Here is an 18,824-nt window from a genome sequence, read left to right on the forward strand (position 1 = left end):
TATCCGAATCGATAACTATCGCTGTTTATTCGTCAGCAACAAAAAAGGCCGGGAAATATCCCGGCCCTTCGGTATCTGTACGCCATTACGTGGCGTGAAAACAATCAGCGACTACGGAAGACAATGCGGCCTTTGCTCAGGTCGTACGGGGTCAGTTCTACAGTCACTTTGTCGCCCGTCAGAATGCGGATGTAGTTTTTACGCATTTTACCGGAGATATGCGCAGTGACCACGTGACCGTTTTCCAGTTCTACGCGGAACATAGTATTAGGCAGCGTTTCAAGAACGGTACCCTGCATTTCGATATTGTCTTCTTTGGCCATCTAGTCCTCGGGGGTATCACTACCATTGTTTTGAACCGGCAAGATAATGCCGAAGTTCATCAATTAAGTAAAGTTTTGTGCGCATAAAACGCAAAAAGTAGTTTTGGCTCATTGCCCTGTATCACACGGCTTCGCCGTACGACAAGCGCAAACGTAAAGGGTGACGAGGGTGTTTACTGTTCCCAAACGGTGGCGGGGCAACGGGCAAAAGCTACCTGGCGCGACAATTATAACACCCTGACAAAGATTGTGCCGAAAACATTTACCTTTCGGGCGTAAATAACGTGCGCGGATGCCAGCAACCTTCTGCCAGTGGCAGTGGCAGAAGCTTACTGAGGGATTCCAGATAGTTGCGCCGGGGGATTTCAACCGCACCGAGCGAGGCGGTATGGCTGTTTAATACCTGACAATCAATGAGCTTTCCGCCCTGACGGGTGAACTCGGCGCAGAAAACCAGCAGCGCGGTTTTCGACGCATTTTCTGCACGGCTGAACATCGATTCGCCGCAAAACAGCGCGCCCTGGCAGACGCCGTACATGCCGCCCACCAGCTCGTCGCCGCGCCAGACTTCAATAGAGTGGGCGTGGCCCATTTCGTGCAGGCGTTGGTAGGCGCGAATAATCTCCCGGGTGATCCAGGTGCCTTCATCGCGTTGCTCTGCGCAGCCCTCAATAACCCGATCAAAAGCCTGGTTGAGGGTAACCCGGTAAGGCGAGCGCTGGTGGAAGCGTTTCATGCTGCGGCTGAGGTGAAACGCCTCAGGCCACAGCACCGCGCGCGGATCGGGCGACCACCATAAAATTGGATCGCCGGGCGAAAACCATGGAAAAATGCCCTGCTGATAGGCCATTAACAGGCGCGCCGGACTGAGATCGCCCCCTAAAGCCAGTAACCCATTGGGTTCGCGCAGCGCTCCCTCCGGGGAAGGGAACGCCATTGAGTGTCGGGAAAGCTGAACCAGGCGCATGTGACTACCACTCCACCACAAAAACGAAACGCTTAATCATAGCCTACAGGCGCTGCCTGAACTGGTAATACCGCCCCTTATTCGCCAGCAGTTCTGCGTGATTACCATGCTCAATAATTTGCCCGTTGTCCATCACTATTATGCGGTCGAAACGCGCCAGCCCGCGCAAGCGATGGGTGACCATCAGCAGCGTTTTTTGTTGCGCCACTTCTTCCAGCAGATCAAGGATTTGGCTTTCGGTGGTCGCATCCAGCCCTTCTGTGGGTTCATCAAGCAATAACAGCGGCGCGTCGTGTAATAACGCGCGGGCAATGGCCAGGCGGCGCAGTTCGCCACCGGAAAGCTGACGTCCGCCTTCGCCCAGCCAGCCATTTAAGCCGTCATCGGCGAGCAGTTTTTCCAGCCCGGTCCGGGTCAGGACGGCGGCAAGCTGTTCATCGCTGGCCTGGGGAGCGGCAAGCCGCAGGTTATCACGCAACGTGGCGCTGAACAGATGAACGCGCTGCGGTACCATGCTGATGGTGCGTCGCAGGGCCATTTCATCCATTCCGCTAATCGGTGCGCCGTTCAGCAGAAGTTCGCCGCGCTGTGGGTCCCAGGCGCGAGTCAGCAGTTGCAGCAGGGTTGATTTCCCGCAGCCGGTGCGACCGAGAAGGGCGATATGCTCACCCGTTGCCACGCTGAGGTTGATGCCATTCAGCGCGGGCTGTGCCTGCTGCGGATAGGTGAAGGTAATATCGCGTAGATCCAGCGTGACCGTAGCGGGTGCGGCAGCGGCGGTCTGCGGAAAAACGACTTCCGGTGGCTGCTCGATAACTTGCGTCACTCGCCGGGCCGAGGCCATCACCTGTCCGAGGTGCTGGAATGCGCCCGTGACCGGGGCTAACGCTTCAAACGCTGCGAGGGCGCAGAAAACAAAAAGGGCGATCAGCGCACCAGGCTGAGCGTTATCACCGACCCCGCCCGAAGCCATCCACAGCATGACCACCACCGCAATGCCGCCGATCAGCATCATCAATGCCTGTGAAAGCGCGGTAAGCTCAGACTGCCGACGCTGGGCATCGTGCCAGGCCAGTTCGGTCTGTTCCATCTGCTGGCGATAGCGATCGCTGGCGTTAAACAGCGACAGTTCGGCCTGGCCCTGTAGCCAGGCGGTGATCTGCTGGCGATAGTGTCCGCGCAGATGCGTCAGACTCTCACCGGTGGGCTTCCCCGCGCGATAAAATAGCGGCGGCAGCAGCAGCAGGGTGAGCAGCATGATCCCGCCCAGCGTCAGGGCCAGCGTCGCATCAAGCAGGCTCAGACCGCAGGTGACGACAACGATCACCATCAGTGCGCCGACCAGCGGAGAAATCACGCGTAAATAAAGGTGATCGAGGGTGTCGACATCCGCCACCAGGCGGTTGAGCAGTTCACCCTGGCGAAAACGCGCCAACCCGGCAGGGGAGAGCGGCAGCACCTTGCTGAAGGTGTAAACGCGCAGATGCTGAAGAACGCGAAACGTGGCGTCATGGCTGACCACACGTTCGAAATAACGTCCGGCGGTGCGGATAATCGCCGCCCCGCGCACCCCGGCGGCGGGCAGCATATAGTTAAAGCTGTAGGCTCCGGCGAAACCGACCACCGCCGAAGCAGATAAAAACCACCCGGACAGGGTCAGCAGGCCGATACTCGCCAGCAGCGTGACGATAGCCAGGATCACGCCCAGCGTTAACAGTCCTTTATGCCGTTTGTACAGCGCCAGATAAGGTAGCAGTTCGCGCATTTAAATGTCCTCCTGGCGGTGCATCAGCAGGCTGGTGAAGGCTCCGTTGGCGTCAGCCAGTTCGCGCCAGCTCCCCTGTTCGACGATCAGCCCGTCCTGCATCACCCAGATAGCGTCCCAGTCGGCCAAATCTTCAAGCTGGTGGGTCACCATTAAAGTGGATTGCTGACGCGAAGCCGCGTTCAGCGCCTGCATGACGCGCTGCTCGCTGTGTGCGTCAAGGCTGGCGGAAGGCTCATCAAGCAGCAGAAGCTGGCAGGGGTTGAGCAGCGCGCGCGCCACGGCAACGCGCTGGGCCTGGCCTTGCGACAGACGCCCGGCATGATCGCCCAGCGGCGTATCCAGTCCCTGCGGGAGCAGGCTGACAAATTCACTGACCCATGCCCGATCCAGCGCGGACTGCAACTGCGCCTCGCTGGCGTCAGGATTTGCCAGCAGGACATTTTCACGCAGGGTCGCCGCCGGAAGCTGCGGATTTTGCCCGACCCAGCTCAGATGCTGTCGCCAGCTATCGGGATCGAGTTCACGCAGCTCAACGTCATTGATACACAGCGAACCGTCATAAGGCAGAAACCCGGAAAGCGTATTCAGCAGCGAACTTTTTCCTGAACCGCTCTGACCGACCAGCACCACCCGCTGACCAGCTGCAAGGGTGAAATTCAGCGGCCCGGCCAGCACTTTTCCTTCCGGCGACTTGATGATGACATCGCGAGCGGTAATGGCGACGGGCTGCTGGGTATTCAACTGGCTTTCACCCCGTTGCGGATATGCCAGCGGCGTTTCAAGAAACGTTTTCAGGCTGTCGGCAGCCCCGACCGCCTGCGCTTTGGCATGATAATAGGTGCCGAGATCGCGCAGCGGCTGGAAGAATTCAGGGGCGAGGATCAGCGCCAGAAAACCGGCGGCCAGCGTCACGCCTGCGCCGTAATGACCAAAATTCAGTTCGCCAAGATAGGAAAAGCCGAAATAGACCGCCACCAGCGCAATGGAGAGAGACGCAAAAAATTCCAGCACCCCGGAGGAGAGAAACGCCAGCCGTAAAACATCCATCGTGCGCTGACGAAAATCCTGTGAGGCCTGGCGGATATTTTCCGTTTCAGCTTCACCGCGACCAAATACCCGCAGAGTCTCCATCCCGCGCAGGCGATCCAGAAAATGCCCGCTCAGCCGCGCCAGCGCCTGGAAATTGCGTCGGTTAGCGTCGGCCGCGCCCATGCCCACCAGCGCCATAAACAGCGGAATGAGCGGCGCGGTGCCGAGTAAAATCAGCGCCGCAGCCCAGTTTGAGGGGAAGATGGCGATCACAATCAGCAGCGGAACAAAGGTCGCCAGCGCCATCTGCGGCAAATAGCGGGCATAGTAATCATGCATGTCGTCGATTTGTTCGAGGATAAGCGTGGCCCAGCTTCCGGCGGGCTTGCCCTGGATCCACGCCGGACCCGCCTGTTGCAGGCGATCCAGCACCTGGCGACGTATCGCGAAGCGAATATGCTGCCCCGCGTGGAACCCCACTTTCTCACGCAGCCAGATGACCCACGCGCGCAGCACAAACACCAGCACCAGCAGAACGAACGGCAGGAGCAGGGCTTCACGCGGGATGTTGTCCATAATCATATGCTGAAGAATATGCGCCAGGCTCCATGCCTGGGCGACAATTAACAGGCCGCTCACCAGTCCCAGCAGACGGGAAATCATCAGCCAGCGGCGGGAAATCACACTTTGCTGTTTTAACCAGCGGGTCAGCTCTTGTTGACGAGTTTTATTCATTACGTGCTTAGCAGGTGAATTATCAGGATTTCAGGCACGGCAATGTTACAACGGGGCAAAAATAAAGGCGACCTATAGTCGCCTTATTTACCTTTGTTACTGTCTTGTAAAGATTATTTGTTATTTTCAGCCAGACCGTCGAGATAACGTTCGGCGTCCAGCGCGGCCATACAGCCTGTTCCTGCTGACGTAATCGCCTGACGGTAGATATGATCCATCACGTCACCCGCAGCAAATACGCCGGGGATGCTGGTCTGGGTGGCATTGCCATGAATGCCTGACTGCACTTTGATATAGCCGTTCTCCAGCGCCAGTTGGCCTTCAAAAATAGCGGTATTCGGGCTGTGACCAATAGCGACAAACAAACCGGCAACATCCAGCGTCTCGATGTTATCGCTCTGCGTGTCGCGCAGGCGCAGGCCGCTCACGCCCATCTGATCGCCGGTCACCTCTTCCAGCGTGCGATGGGTATGCAGGATGATATTGCCGCTTTCCACTTTATCCATCAGGCGTTTGATAAGAATTTTTTCCGCGCGGAAGCTATCGCGACGGTGGATCAGATGCACTTCAGAGGCGATGTTCGCCAGATAAAGCGCTTCTTCAACGGCGGTATTGCCGCCGCCAATCACCGCGACCTTCTGATTCCGGTAGAAGAAGCCGTCACAGGTAGCACAGGCAGAAACGCCGCGGCCTTTATACGCTTCTTCAGACGGCAGACCGAGGTAACGCGCCGACGCGCCAGTAGCGATGATTAGCGCGTCGCAAGTGTACTCTCCGCTGTCGCCGGTCAGACGAAACGGGCGATTTTGCAGATCGACGGTGTGAATATGATCGAAAAGGATTTCCGTTTCGAATTTGGTCGCATGTTCATGCATACGTTCCATTAGCAGCGGCCCGGTCAGATCGTTCGGGTCGCCCGGCCAGTTTTCGACTTCCGTCGTGGTGGTCAACTGACCGCCTTTTTCCATTCCGGTAATCAGTACCGGATGCAGGTTTGCGCGTGCAGCATAGACGGCAGCGGTGTATCCCGCAGGTCCAGAGCCCAGAATTAACAGCTTACTGTGTTTCGCCGTGCCCATGAGATCCCCATAATTGTTGGCAGACATTGGGCGAGATTGTAGGGAATTTAGCGGCGTAAAAAAAGGGCGTAGCAATTTTGTTAACGATATGTGCAATAGAACAGAGCAATGGATTGCCGCGTTTGTAAGTGGCAAACATAATTATTTCTACTGAAAACCGGCCAGTTATAAGAGGATTACATGAGGATCACCGCAGCTGGATGATGAATATCCGGCATGTTGTACTAAAAAACGATGTTTTGCTTTGACAATCCCCTGTGCATTTGCGAAAACATTCGAGGAAGAAAAAAAACCGTATTACGTGTGGAGGGTATTTTCAGCACGCTACGGTCGTTTTGAACCGGGCTAACGAAATCAACGCATGGTGTGGACAGACGCCATACGCGATGTCGTTGGCTGCCTGTCGGCAACGGTCTTCTCACCGCATACCCTGGGTTAGGTTCCGCGCTTTTATTACTCGCGGCACGTTAACGATGGGCGAAGACCCCGAACAGTGAAGTGCACGGGGTCAAGACAGGAGTAGGGAAGGAATACAGAGAGACAATAATAATGGTAGATAGCAAAAAGCGCCCAGGCAAAGATCTCGACCGCATCGATCGCAATATTCTGAACGAATTGCAGAAAGACGGGCGTATTTCCAACGTCGAGCTCTCTAAACGAGTGGGACTTTCTCCGACGCCGTGCCTTGAGCGCGTTCGTCGCCTGGAAAGACAGGGTTTTATTCAGGGCTATACGGCACTATTGAACCCGCACTATCTGGATGCATCGCTTCTGGTCTTTGTTGAGATTACTCTGAATCGTGGCGCACCAGATGTTTTTGAGCAATTCAATACCGCAGTACAAAAACTTGAAGAAATTCAAGAGTGTCATTTGGTTTCCGGTGATTTCGACTACCTGTTGAAGACCCGCGTACCGGACATGTCAGCGTATCGCAAATTACTGGGCGAAACCCTGTTACGCCTGCCGGGCGTCAACGACACCCGCACCTACGTGGTGATGGAAGAGGTGAAACAGAGTAATCGTCTGGTTATTAAGACGCGCTAATACGGAACAGGTGCAAAATCAGCGGAATTTGATTACACTCCTGTTAATCCATACAGCAACAGTGCCGGGGAGACCCGGCACTGTTGTCCGTTTAGCATCAAGGACCTGGAGAGCCTTTCTTGAGCCAGGAATACACTGAAGACAAAGACGTCAAAATTACCCGTTTAAGCAGCAGCCGCCGACTTCTGGAGGCCATGCTGATCCTTTGCGCACTTTTTGCCCTGTGGCTGATGGCTGCGTTGCTCAGCTTTAACCCATCCGATCCCAGCTGGTCACAAACGGCGTGGCATGAGCCTATCCATAACCTGGGAGGCGTGCCTGGTGCGTGGCTTGCCGACACTCTGTTTTTCATTTTTGGCATCATGGCCTATACCATTCCGGTGATCATCATCGGCGGCTGCTGGTTTGCATACCGGCACCGGGCTAATGAAGACTACATCGACTATTTTGCCGTCTCGCTGCGTCTTATCGGCGTGTTGGCTCTGATCCTCACCTCCTGCGGGCTGGCGGCAATTAACGCCGACGATATCTGGTACTTTGCTTCCGGCGGGGTCATCGGTAGCCTGTTAAGCACCACGCTGAAACCGTTGTTGCACAGCAGCGGCGGCACCATCGCGCTGCTTTGCGTGTGGGCTGCTGGCCTGACGCTGTTTACCGGCTGGTCATGGGTCAGTATTGCAGAAAAATTAGGCAGTTTAATCCTCAATATCCTTACCTTCGCCAGCAACCGTACCCGTCGTGATGATACCTGGGTAGAAGATGACGATGAGTACGACTATGAGGATGAAGACGAATACGAAGAAGACGGATCCCGGGAGCCGCCGCATGAGTCCCGCCGCGCCCGCATCCTGCGCGGCGCATTAGCACGCCGCAAGCGCGTGGCAGAGAAATTTGCCAATCCGCTTGGCAGAAAAACCGATGATGCGCTGTTTTCCGGCCGACGGATGGACGATCCTGATGAGATTAGCTACAGCGCCCGTGGCGTAGCCGCCGATCCTGATGATGTGTTGTTCTCCGGTAATCGGGCCACGCAGTCTGACGAGTATGACGAATACGATCCGCTATTAAATGGCCATTCGGTGACTGAACCGGTTGCCGCCGCCGCTGCCGCCACGATGGCAACCCAGGCGTGGGCTGCTCCGGTCGAACCGGTTATTCCACAGCCGCAGGTGCAGGGTGCAGAGCCGGTTATCGGTCAGCCTGACGTTGCCTGGCAGGCAGTGCCACAGCCACAGGTCAGCCAGGAAACCTGGACCCGGCCCCCGGTTGCCCAACAACCATGGGAACAGCCACAGCCTCATGCTGCGCAGGAAGTCTGGCAACAGCCGCAGCCTCACACTGCACAGGAAGCCTGGGAACAGCCGCAGCCTCACGCTGCACAGGAAGTCTGGGAACAGCCGCAGCCTCACATTACACAGGAAGCCTGGGAGCAACCGCAGCCTCACGTTGCACATGACGCCTGGCAACAGCCGCAACCGCCAGCCGCTCACGATGCCTGGAGCCAGCCGGTTGACGATGCAGCGCAATATCCAGAATCGCATTACGATCCCTATGCGCAGTCGCAGCCGTATGAAACTCCGGCGCAACAGCCGTGGGCCGGGCAGTCGGTCAGCGAGCCGCCTCAGTCCACGCAGACGTATAACGAAGAACCGTCCGAGCCGCAGCCGATCGCGCAGGAAGAAGTAAAGGCAGGGCGTCCACCCCTGTATTACTTTGAAGAAGTTGAAGAGAAGCGCGCTCGTGAGCGTGAGCAGCTTGCCGCCTGGTATCAGCCCGTGCCTGAACCGGTGCAGCAGCCGGTTACGCCGCCGCCAGCCGTAGAGCCGCCGTCTGTCGATCCGACGCCGGCAGTCGCACCGGTTGCCGCCAGCGTTCACAAAGCAACCGCTGCCGCCAGCGCCGCCGCGCCGATCTTTAATCTGGCTGCCGGGGGCGTTCGTACCCAGGTGAAAGAGGGGATTGGTCCTCAGCTACCGCGTCCTAATCGCGTTCGTGTTCCTACGCGCCGTGAACTGGCCTCCTACGGCATCAAGCTTCCGTCACAGCGTATGGCTGAAGAGCGGGCGCGCCAGGCAGAACAGCATCACGAAGACGAATCAGACGAATTCGAACAGCAGCAGCTGGCGCGTCAATTCGCTGAGGCGCAGCAGCAGCGCTATGGCGCAGACTATGCTGATTCCCCCGCGCAGGATGACGAAGACGATGCAGCCGAAGCAGAGCTGGCCCGCCAGTTCGCCGCCGCCCAGCAGCAGCGCTATGCCAGCGAGCAGCCAGCAGGGGCGAATCCATTCTCATTAAGCGATTTTGATTTTTCTCCGACGAAAGCGCTGGTAGATGACGGGCCGAACGAGCCGCTGTTTACACCAGGCGTTGTTGAAGAGCCGCGCCCTGTGCAACAGCCAGCGGCACCGCAGCAGGGTTATCGCCCGCAACCGCAGGTACAACAGCCAGCGGCGCCGCAGCAGGGTTATCGCCCGCAACCGCAGGTACAACAGCCAGCGGCGCCGCAGCAGGGTTATCGCCCGCAGCCGCAGGTGCAACAGCCAGCGGCACCGCAGCAGGATTATCAATTCCAGACGCCGGTGAAGCAGCCAGTCACGCCGCAGAATGGTTATCAGCCGCAGGTCCAGCAGCCCGCCGCGCCGCAGCAGAATTATCAGCCGCAGGCACCGCAGCCGAAGGAAAGCCTGATCCATCCATTGCTGATGCGTAACGGTGACAGCCATCCGCTGCAAAAACCCACCACGCCGCTGCCGTCGCTGGATCTTCTCACCCGACCGCCGACTGAAGTTGAGCCGATAGACACCTTTGCGCTGGAACAGATGGCGCGGCTGGTGGAAGCTCGTCTGGCCGATTTCCGTATCAAAGCGGACGTAGTGAACTACTCGCCAGGTCCGGTAATCACCCGTTTTGAGCTGAATCTGGCTCCGGGTGTGAAAGCCGCGCGAATTTCCAACCTGTCGCGAGATCTGGCGCGTTCACTGTCCACCGCTGCCGTGCGCGTGGTGGAAGTGATCCCTGGCAAACCTTACGTTGGTCTGGAACTGCCGAATAAAAAGCGTCAGACGGTTTATCTGCGTGAAGTGCTGGATTGCCCGAAATTCCGTGAAAATCCCTCGCCGCTGACCGTGGTGCTGGGGAAAGATATTGCAGGCGATCCGGTTGTCGCCGATTTGTCGAAGATGCCTCACCTGCTGGTTGCGGGTACAACGGGTTCCGGTAAGTCGGTCGGCGTTAACGCCATGATCCTCAGTATGCTTTATAAAGCGCAGCCGGAAGATGTGAAATTCATCATGATCGATCCGAAAATGCTCGAACTTTCGGTCTATGAGGGCATTCCACATCTGCTGACTGAAGTTGTAACGGATATGAAAGACGCGGCCAACGCTTTGCGCTGGAGCGTGAACGAGATGGAACGCCGTTACAAGCTGATGTCGGCGCTGGGCGTGCGTAACCTCGCAGGTTACAACGAAAAAATCGCGGAAGCGGCACGCATGGGCCGCCCGATCCCGGACCCGTACTGGAAGCCGGGTGACAGTATGGATGCCACCCATCCGGTACTGAAAAAAGAGCCGTATATCGTCGTGCTGGTCGATGAATTTGCCGATCTGATGATGACGGTCGGTAAGAAGGTGGAAGAACTGATCGCACGTCTGGCGCAGAAAGCGCGTGCCGCTGGTATCCACCTGGTGCTGGCTACCCAGCGACCGTCGGTCGACGTGATTACCGGCCTGATTAAGGCGAACATCCCGACGCGTATTGCTTTTACCGTATCGAGCAAAATTGACTCGCGAACTATCCTTGACCAGAGTGGTGCAGAATCCCTGCTGGGAATGGGCGATATGCTCTATTCTGCGCCAAACTCGACCATCCCGGTGCGTGTTCACGGGGCATTTGTGCGCGATGAAGAAGTTCACGCGGTGGTGCAGGACTGGAAAGCGCGCGGTCGTCCGCAGTATATCGATGGCATTACTTCTGACAGCGAAAGCGAAGGTGGCGGTGGCGGTCTGGATAGCGGGGAAGAGCTGGATCCATTATTCGATCAGGCGGTGAACTTTGTAACGGAAAAACGCAAGGCGTCCATTTCCGGCGTGCAGCGTCAGTTCCGCATCGGCTATAACCGCGCGGCGCGTATCATCGAACAGATGGAAGCGCAGGGCATCGTTAGCGAACAGGGGCATAATGGCAACCGTGAAGTGCTGGCTCCGCCCCCGTTTGAATAATGGTAAAGATGGGTAAGTAAGCCAAAATTCAGTATTTTCTTCTGTCGCCATGCGGGCATGACGCCTAGAGTGAGTGACAAAGAGGACTCCCGTATCGGGAAGACGTATGTGAGGAATAACAATGAAAAAAATCGCTATCACCTGTGCATTACTTTCTGGCTTTGTCGTCAGCAGCGTCTGGGCTGACGCCGCAGGCGATCTGAAAACCCGCCTGGACAAAGTCAGCAGCTTTCACGCCAGTTTCACTCAAAAAGTAACGGATGGCAGCGGCGCGGCGGTGCAGGAAGGTCAGGGTGATTTGTGGGTTAAACGTCCCAATCTTTTCAACTGGCATATGACCCAGCCGGATGAAAGTACGCTGGTCTCTGACGGCAAAAACCTGTGGTTCTACAACCCGTTTGTAGAACAGGTCAGCGTCAATCTCCTGAAGGATGCCACCGGCAATACGCCGTTTATGCTGATTGCCCGTAACCAGGCGAGCGACTGGCAGCAGTACAATATCAAACAAAGCGGTGATGACTTTGTGCTGACGCCAAAAGGCAACAGCGGCAACCTGAAACAGTTCACCATTAATGTTGGACGCGATGGCACTATCCATCAGTTCAGCGCGGTGGAGCAGGACGATCAGCGCAGCAGCTATCAGCTGAAATCGCAGCAAAACGGTGCGGTGGACCCGGCTAAATTCACCTTTACGCCACCGCAAGGCGTCACTGTTGACGATCAACGTAGTAAGTAGAGGCATGAGTGAGCAACCTGTCGCTCGACTTTTCCGATAACGAGTTTCAGCCTCTGGCCGCGCGTATGCGGCCAGAAAATTTAGCGCAGTATATCGGTCAACAGCACCTGCTGGCGGCGGGAAAACCACTGCCGCGCGCTATTGAGGCGGGCCATCTGCACTCCATGATTTTATGGGGACCGCCCGGCACCGGGAAAACCACGCTCGCGGAGGTGATTGCCCGTTATGCCAGTGCGGATGTAGAGCGGATCTCGGCGGTGACTTCGGGGATCAAAGAGATCCGCGAGGCCATTGAGCGCGCGCGGCAAAATCGCAATGCCGGGCGACGGACTATTCTGTTTGTCGACGAAGTGCATCGCTTCAATAAAAGCCAGCAGGATGCCTTTTTGCCGCATATTGAAGATGGCACCATTACTTTTATTGGCGCCACCACCGAAAACCCGTCGTTTGAACTTAACTCGGCGCTCCTCTCGCGGGCCAGGGTTTATCTGCTTAAATCGCTGACCACGGATGATATTGAGCAGGTGCTCGATCAGGCCATGAACGACAGCGCGCGCGGTTACGGCGGGAAGGACATCATCCTGCCAGCGGAAACCCGTAAAGCCATTGCTGAACTGGTCAACGGTGACGCCAGACGCGCGTTAAATACCCTGGAAATGATGGCGGATATGGCCGAGGCTGACGATGCGGGAAAACGCGTGCTTCAGCCCGCCTTACTGACCGAAATCGCCGGTGAGCGCAGCGCGCGCTTTGATAACAAAGGCGATCGCTTTTACGATCTTATCTCTGCGCTGCATAAATCTGTGCGCGGCAGTTCCCCGGACGGCGCCCTGTACTGGTATGCGCGGATCATTACCGCCGGAGGCGATCCGCTGTACGTGGCGCGTCGCTGTCTGGCGATTGCTTCCGAAGATGTCGGTAACGCCGATCCGCGAGCCATGCAGGTAGCTATTTCCGCCTGGGATTGCTTCACCCGCGTGGGTCCGGCGGAAGGTGAACGGGCAATTGCCCAGGCGCTGGTTTATCTCGCCTGCGCGCCGAAAAGCAATGCCGTTTATACCGCCTTTAAAGCCGCCATGGCCGACGCCCGGGAGCGCCCGGATTACGACGTTCCTGACCATCTGCGCAACGCTCCGACCAAACTAATGAAAGAAATGGGCTACGGTCAGCAGTACCGCTACGCCCACGATGAACCCAATGCCTACGCCGCTGGCGAACAATACTTTCCGCAGGAAATGGCGCAGACGCGCTATTATCACCCCACAAATCGCGGGCTTGAGGGCAAGATTGGCGAAAAGCTCGCCTGGCTTGCTGAACAGGATCAAAATAGCCCCACAAAACGCTACCGCTAATGCGGGCGTTGCGGTAAGGTTATCGGTGAATCTTTGTGGCCGCAGGCTGCGGCCACATTCTCCTTTTACTCATTCGATAAGCACAGGATAAGCATGCTCGATCCCAATCTGCTGCGTAACGAGCCAGACGCAGTCGCAGAAAAACTGGCACGCCGGGGCTTTAAGCTGGACGTAGATAAGCTGGGCGCTCTTGAAGAGCGTCGTAAAGTTCTGCAGGTTAAAACTGAAAATTTGCAGGCTGAGCGTAACTCACGATCGAAATCCATCGGCCAGGCGAAAGCGCGCGGGGAAGACATCGAGCCATTACGCCTGGAAGTTAATAAACTGGGTGAAGAGCTGGATACCGCCAAAGCGGAACTCGACGTTTTGCAGGCGGAAATTCGTACCATCGCGCTGAGCATCCCTAACGTGCCTGATGAGTGCGTACCGCAGGGTAAAGATGAGAACGACAACGTCGAAGTCAGCCGCTGGGGCACGCCGCGCGAGTTCGATTTCGAAGTGCGCGATCACGTTACGCTGGGTGAGATGCATGGCGGGCTGGATTTTGCCGCTGCCGTTAAGCTCACTGGTTCCCGTTTTGTAGTAATGAAAGGGCAGATTGCCCGGATGCACCGTGCGCTGGCCCAGTTTATGCTGGATCTGCATACCGAGCAGCACGGCTACAGCGAAAACTATGTGCCGTATCTGGTCAATCACGACACCCTGTACGGTACGGGTCAACTGCCGAAATTTGCCGGCGATCTGTTCCATACCCGTCCGCTGGAAGAAGAAGCGGACAGCAGCAACTACGCGTTGATCCCGACGGCAGAAGTGCCGCTGACCAACCTGGTACGCGACGAAATTATCGACGAAGACGATCTGCCGATCAAAATGACCGCTCATACGCCGTGCTTCCGCTCTGAAGCCGGATCCTATGGTCGCGATACGCGCGGTCTGATCCGTATGCACCAGTTTGATAAAGTCGAAATGGTGCAGATTGTCCGCCCGGAAGATTCAATGGACGCGCTGGAAGAGATGACCGGTCACGCGGAAAAAGTGCTTCAGCTGCTGGGCCTGCCGTACCGCAAAATCCTGCTCTGTACCGGTGATATGGGCTTCGGTGCCTGCAAAACCTACGATCTGGAAGTATGGGTGCCTGCACAGAATACCTATCGTGAAATCTCCTCCTGCTCGAACATCTGGGATTTCCAGGCGCGTCGTATGCAGGCTCGCTGCCGCAATAAGTCAGACAAGAAAACCCGTCTGGTGCATACCCTGAACGGCTCTGGTCTGGCAGTAGGTCGTACGCTGGTTGCAGTGCTGGAAAACTATCAGCAGGCCGATGGCCGTATCGAAGTGCCTGAAGTGCTGCGTCCTTATATGAAAGGCCTGCAGTACATCGGTTGATTTGCCTTAAAACAAAAACAAAAAAGCGCCTGATGGCGCTTTTTTTATGCCTGCGTTTTGACGCCAGACAACACATCATTCCCCCAAAGTAGTGATACTTAACGCACTTATTATTAGCATAAAAATCTAATAACGATTCAATTCATTATATAAAAAACTATATAGCGGCATATGCCGCATCTTCATTTTTTTGTGAGCAACTAAAGTGAGTTTCTATGAAAATCAAAGTGCCTGATGCTCTACTGGCAGCCGAGGTGAGTCGTCGCGGGTTAGTGAAAACCACGGCGATTGGCGGCCTTGCTGTCGCCAGCAGCGCGTTCTCCCTGCCTTTTTCACGTATGGCATCGGCGGCGAAAGCTATCGCGCCGATGAGTCCCCCCGAAAAAGTGGTCTGGAGCGCCTGTACCGTTAACTGTGGCAGTCGTTGCCCGCTGCGTATGCACGTTGTCGATGGTGAAATCAAATATGTCGAAACCGACAACACCGGGGATGATAACTACGAAGGGTTACATCAGGTTCGCGCCTGCCTGCGTGGTCGGTCAATGCGCCGTCGCGTTTACAATCCCGATCGCCTCAGCTACCCAATGAAACGCGTGGGTAAACGCGGTGAAGGTAAGTTCGAGAAGATTAGCTGGGAAGAAGCCTTTGATACTATCGCCGGAAACATGCAGCGACTGATCAAAGAGTACGGTAACGAATCCATTTACCTGAACTACGGTACCGGTACGCTCGGTGGCACCCTGACGCGTTCCTGGCCGCCGGGTAAAACGCTGATCGCTCGTCTGATGAACTGTTGCGGCGGGTATCTCAATCACTACGGTGACTACTCTTCCGCGCAGATCGCCGCAGGGCTGAACTATACCTACGGCGGCTGGGCCGACGGCAACAGCCCGTCAGATATCGAAAACAGCAAACTGGTGGTTCTGTTCGGCAACAACCCGGGGGAAACGCGCATGAGTGGCGGCGGGGTGACCTATTACCTCGAACAGGCGCGCGCAAAATCGAACGCCCGGATGATCATCGTCGATCCGCGCTATACGGATACCGGGGCCGGACGCGAAGATGAATGGATCCCGATTCGCCCCGGCACTGATGCCGCGCTGGTTAATGCGCTGGCGTGGGTGATGATCACCGAAAACCTCGTCGATCAGCCCTTTCTCGACAAATACTGTGTCGGTTATGACGAAAAAACGCTGCCTGCCAGCGCGCCGGTCAATGGTCACTACAAGGCGTACATTCTTGGTCAGGGCAGTGACGGTATAGCGAAAACCCCGCAATGGGCCTCCACCATCACCGGCATTCCTGTTGAGCGAATCGTGCAACTGGCGCGTGAAATTGGTTCGGCGAAGCCTGCTTACATTAGCCAGGGCTGGGGTCCGCAGCGTCACGCGAACGGTGAAACCACCACCCGCGCGATTTCGATGCTCTCCATTTTAACCGGCAATGTCGGGATCCACGGCGGCAACTCTGGCGCGCGTGAGGGTTCTTATGAAGTGCCGTTCGAACGTATGCCAACGCTGGAAAACCCGGTTAAGACCAGCATCTCCATGTTCATGTGGACCGATGCGATTGAACGTGGCCCGGAAATGACGGCGCTACGCGACGGTGTTCGCGGCAAAGATAAGCTGGATGTGCCGATCAAGATGATCTGGAACTACGCCGGTAACTGCATTATCAATCAGCACTCGGACATCAACCGCACGCATGACATCCTGCAGGATGACAAAAAATGCGAGATGATTGTGGTGATCGATTGCCACATGACCTCGTCGGCAAAATACGCCGATATCCTGCTGCCGGACTGCACGGCCTCTGAGCAGATGGACTTCGCGCTGGACGCCTCCTGCGGCAACATGTCGTATGTCATCTTTACCGATCAGGTCATCAAACCGCGCTTCGGATGCAAAACCATTTATGATATGACGACCGAACTGGCAAAACGCCTCGGCGTTGAGAAGACGTTCACCGAGGGCCGCACGCAGGAAGGGTGGATGCGTCATCTGCATGAGCTCTCCCGTCAGGCGATCCCTGATTTGCCTGATTTTGATACCTTCCGCAAGCAGGGGATATATAAGCAACGTGACCCGGAAGGGCATCATGTGGCCTACAAAGCGTTCCGCGAAGATCCGCAGGCAAACCCGCTGACAACGCCGTCAGGAAAAATCGAAATTTACTCCGAAGCGCTGGCAAAAATCGCCTCCAGCTGGGAGTTGCCGGAAGGTGACGTTATCGACCCATTACCGATTTACACCCCAGGTTTTGAAAACTATAACGATCCGCTCACGGCCAGATACCCGCTACAACTGACAGGTTTCCACTATAAAGCCCGCGTTCACTCCACCTACGGCAACGTCGACGTGCTGAAAGCGTCCTGTCGCCAGGAGATGTGGATGAACCCGATGGACGCGCAGAAACGTGGCATCACCAACGGCGACCGTGTGCGTATTTTCAACGATCGCGGTGAGGTGCATATCGAAGCGAAAGTGACACCCCGCATGATGCCTGGCGTGGTCGCGCTGGGAGAAGGGGCCTGGTACAACCCGGATGCTAATCGCATCGACCAGGCTGGCAGCATTAACGTGCTCACTATGCAGCGCCCGTCGCCGTTGGCGAAAGGCAACCCGTCCCACACGAACCTGGTTCAGGTTGAAAAGGTATAAGGAGTAACCGATGACTACCCAGTATGGATTTTTCATTGATTCCAGTCGTTGCACCGGTTGCAAAACCTGCGAGTTAGCCTGTAAAGATTACAAAGACTTAACCCCGGACGTCAGCTTCCGCCGTATTTACGAATACGCGGGTGGCGACTGGCAGGAGGACAACGGCGTCTGGAATCAGAATGTGTTTGCCTACTATCTGTCGATTGCCTGTAACCATTGTGAAGATCCGGCGTGCACCAAAGTCTGCCCAAGCGGCGCGATGCACAAGCGTGAAGATGGGTTTGTGGTGGTGGACGAAGATGTCTGCATCGGCTGTCGCTACTGCCATATGGCCTGCCCGTACGGTGCGCCGCAGTACAATGCCGCTAAAGGTCATATGACCAAATGCGACGGCTGCCATTCCCGCGTTGCGGAAGGCAAAAAACCGATCTGCGTAGAGTCCTGTCCGCTGCGCGCGCTCGATTTTGGTCCGATTGAAGAACTGCGTCAGAAACACGGTCAGCTTGCGGCTGTCGCACCGCTGCCGTCTGCGCATTTCACCAGGCCATGTATCGTCATTAAACCGAATGCCAATAGCCGTCCGACGGGTGATACCACCGGCTACCTGGCAAATCCGAAGGAGGTGTGAGATGGGAAGTGGATGGCATGAATGGCCGTTAATGATTTTCACTGTCTTCGGACAGTGCGTGGCGGGTGGTTTTATTGTCCTGGCGCTGGCCTTGCTCAAAGGCAATTTATGCGCTGAGCAGCAACAGCGTCTGCTCATGAGCATGTTCGGTCTGTGGGTGTTGATGGGAATTGGCTTTATGGCCTCGACACTTCATCTGGGATCGCCGCTACGCGCTTTCAACTCCCTGAATCGGATCGGCGCATCTTCGCTCAGTAATGAAATCGCGAGTGGGGCCGTTTTCTTTGCGATCGGTGGCCTGGGCTGGTTGCTGGCAGCGTTGAAGAAATTGCCATCCGGGCTGCGCGGTGTGTGGTTGATTGTGACCATGGTGCTCGGGGTAGTGTTTGTGTGGATGATGGTGCGCGTTTACAACACCATCGATACTGTTCCTACCTGGTATAGCATCTGGACGCCGATGAGCTTCTTCCTGACCCTGTTTATTGGCGGACCGCTATTAGGTTTCCTGCTGTTGCGGGTGGCGGGTGTCGATGGCTGGGCGATGCGCCTGCTGCCTGCGGTTTCGCTGCTGGCGTTAGTCGTCAGTGCGATGGTGGCATTGATGCAGGGCGCTGAGCTGGCGGCTATCCATAGCTCCATTCAGCAAGCATCTGCGCTGGTATCGGATTACGGTTCGCTGATGGCCTGGCGTATCGGACTGCTGGTCGCGGCGCTGGCCTGCTGGGTGATCCCGCAGCTGAAAGGTTATCAACCTGCGGTTCCACTCCTGTCTCTGGCCTTTATCCTGGTGCTGGCAGGGGAGCTGATTGGTCGCGGCGTCTTCTACGGTCTGCATATGACGGTAGGGATGGCTGTCGCCAGTTAATCGTTCATTTGGTTATATCGGGCCGGGGC

General features: G+C 56.3%; 13 protein-coding genes. 8 read left to right on the forward strand and 5 right to left on the reverse strand.

The genetic code is table 11. The features are described from left to right. Positions 1–104: 104 nt before the first annotated feature. From infA to trxB, 5 genes are all read right to left on the reverse strand, one after another. Positions 105–323, reverse strand: coding sequence for a translation initiation factor IF-1 (infA, locus tag RT197_RS07310; RefSeq protein WP_001040187.1), 219 nt, complete (start codon positions 321–323; stop codon positions 105–107). A gap of 262 nt (positions 324–585) precedes the next feature. Continuing rightward, positions 586–1,290, reverse strand: a complete 705-nt coding sequence (gene aat / locus RT197_RS07315; RefSeq protein ID WP_312948796.1) for a leucyl/phenylalanyl-tRNA--protein transferase — start codon at positions 1,288–1,290, stop codon at positions 586–588. Positions 1,291–1,333: 43 nt separating this feature from the next. Then, a complete protein-coding gene (cydC, locus tag RT197_RS07320) occupies positions 1,334–3,055 on the reverse strand; it encodes a heme ABC transporter ATP-binding protein/permease CydC (RefSeq protein WP_312948797.1) in 1,722 nt (573 codons plus the stop codon). After that, positions 3,056–4,822: a heme ABC transporter permease/ATP-binding protein CydD gene (gene cydD, locus RT197_RS07325; protein WP_312948799.1), complete on the reverse strand. Its 1,767-nt coding sequence runs from the start codon at positions 4,820–4,822 to the stop codon at positions 3,056–3,058. A gap of 113 nt (positions 4,823–4,935) precedes the next feature. Continuing rightward, entirely contained in the window at positions 4,936–5,901 is a 966-nt protein-coding gene (trxB, locus tag RT197_RS07330) for a thioredoxin-disulfide reductase (protein ID WP_312948801.1), read from the reverse strand. A gap of 549 nt (positions 5,902–6,450) precedes the next feature. Between trxB and lrp the strand changes: the two genes are divergently transcribed. From lrp to RT197_RS07370, 8 genes are all read left to right on the forward strand, one after another. Next, positions 6,451–6,945, forward strand: a complete 495-nt coding sequence (lrp, locus tag RT197_RS07335) for a leucine-responsive transcriptional regulator Lrp (RefSeq protein ID WP_000228473.1) — start codon at positions 6,451–6,453, stop codon at positions 6,943–6,945. Positions 6,946–7,064: 119 nt separating this feature from the next. Then, positions 7,065–11,168 carry a DNA translocase FtsK gene (ftsK, locus tag RT197_RS07340; RefSeq protein ID WP_312948803.1) on the forward strand — a complete coding sequence of 1,368 codons (4,104 nt, stop codon included), beginning with the start codon at positions 7,065–7,067 and terminating at the stop codon, positions 11,166–11,168. A 121-nt stretch (positions 11,169–11,289) separates the two neighbouring features. Beyond that, positions 11,290–11,904, forward strand: a complete 615-nt coding sequence (gene lolA, locus RT197_RS07345; protein WP_312948804.1) for an outer membrane lipoprotein chaperone LolA — start codon at positions 11,290–11,292, stop codon at positions 11,902–11,904. An 8-nt stretch (positions 11,905–11,912) separates the two neighbouring features. Then, the gene (locus tag RT197_RS07350; protein WP_312948805.1) at positions 11,913–13,256 is read left to right on the forward strand and encodes a replication-associated recombination protein A; all 1,344 of its coding nucleotides are present in this window, start codon (positions 11,913–11,915) and stop codon (positions 13,254–13,256) included. 93 nt (positions 13,257–13,349) lie between these two features. Next, positions 13,350–14,642 (forward strand): serine--tRNA ligase, encoded by a 1,293-nt coding sequence (serS, locus tag RT197_RS07355; RefSeq protein ID WP_312948806.1) that lies wholly within the window; start codon positions 13,350–13,352, stop codon positions 14,640–14,642. Positions 14,643–14,857: 215 nt separating this feature from the next. Continuing rightward, on the forward strand, positions 14,858–17,302 hold the full coding sequence (gene dmsA, locus RT197_RS07360) for a dimethylsulfoxide reductase subunit A (protein WP_312948807.1): 2,445 nt from the start codon (positions 14,858–14,860) through the stop codon (positions 17,300–17,302). A gap of 10 nt (positions 17,303–17,312) precedes the next feature. Beyond that, positions 17,313–17,930 (forward strand): DMSO/selenate family reductase complex B subunit, encoded by a 618-nt coding sequence (locus RT197_RS07365; RefSeq protein WP_312948808.1) that lies wholly within the window; start codon positions 17,313–17,315, stop codon positions 17,928–17,930. 1 nt (position 17,931) lies between these two features. Continuing rightward, the gene (locus RT197_RS07370; RefSeq protein ID WP_312948809.1) at positions 17,932–18,795 is read left to right on the forward strand and encodes a dimethyl sulfoxide reductase anchor subunit family protein; all 864 of its coding nucleotides are present in this window, start codon (positions 17,932–17,934) and stop codon (positions 18,793–18,795) included. The last annotated feature ends 29 nt before the right edge of the window (positions 18,796–18,824 follow it).

Source organism: Superficieibacter sp. (assembly GCF_032071645.1).
Classification (GTDB): Bacteria; Pseudomonadota; Gammaproteobacteria; order Enterobacterales; family Enterobacteriaceae; genus Superficieibacter.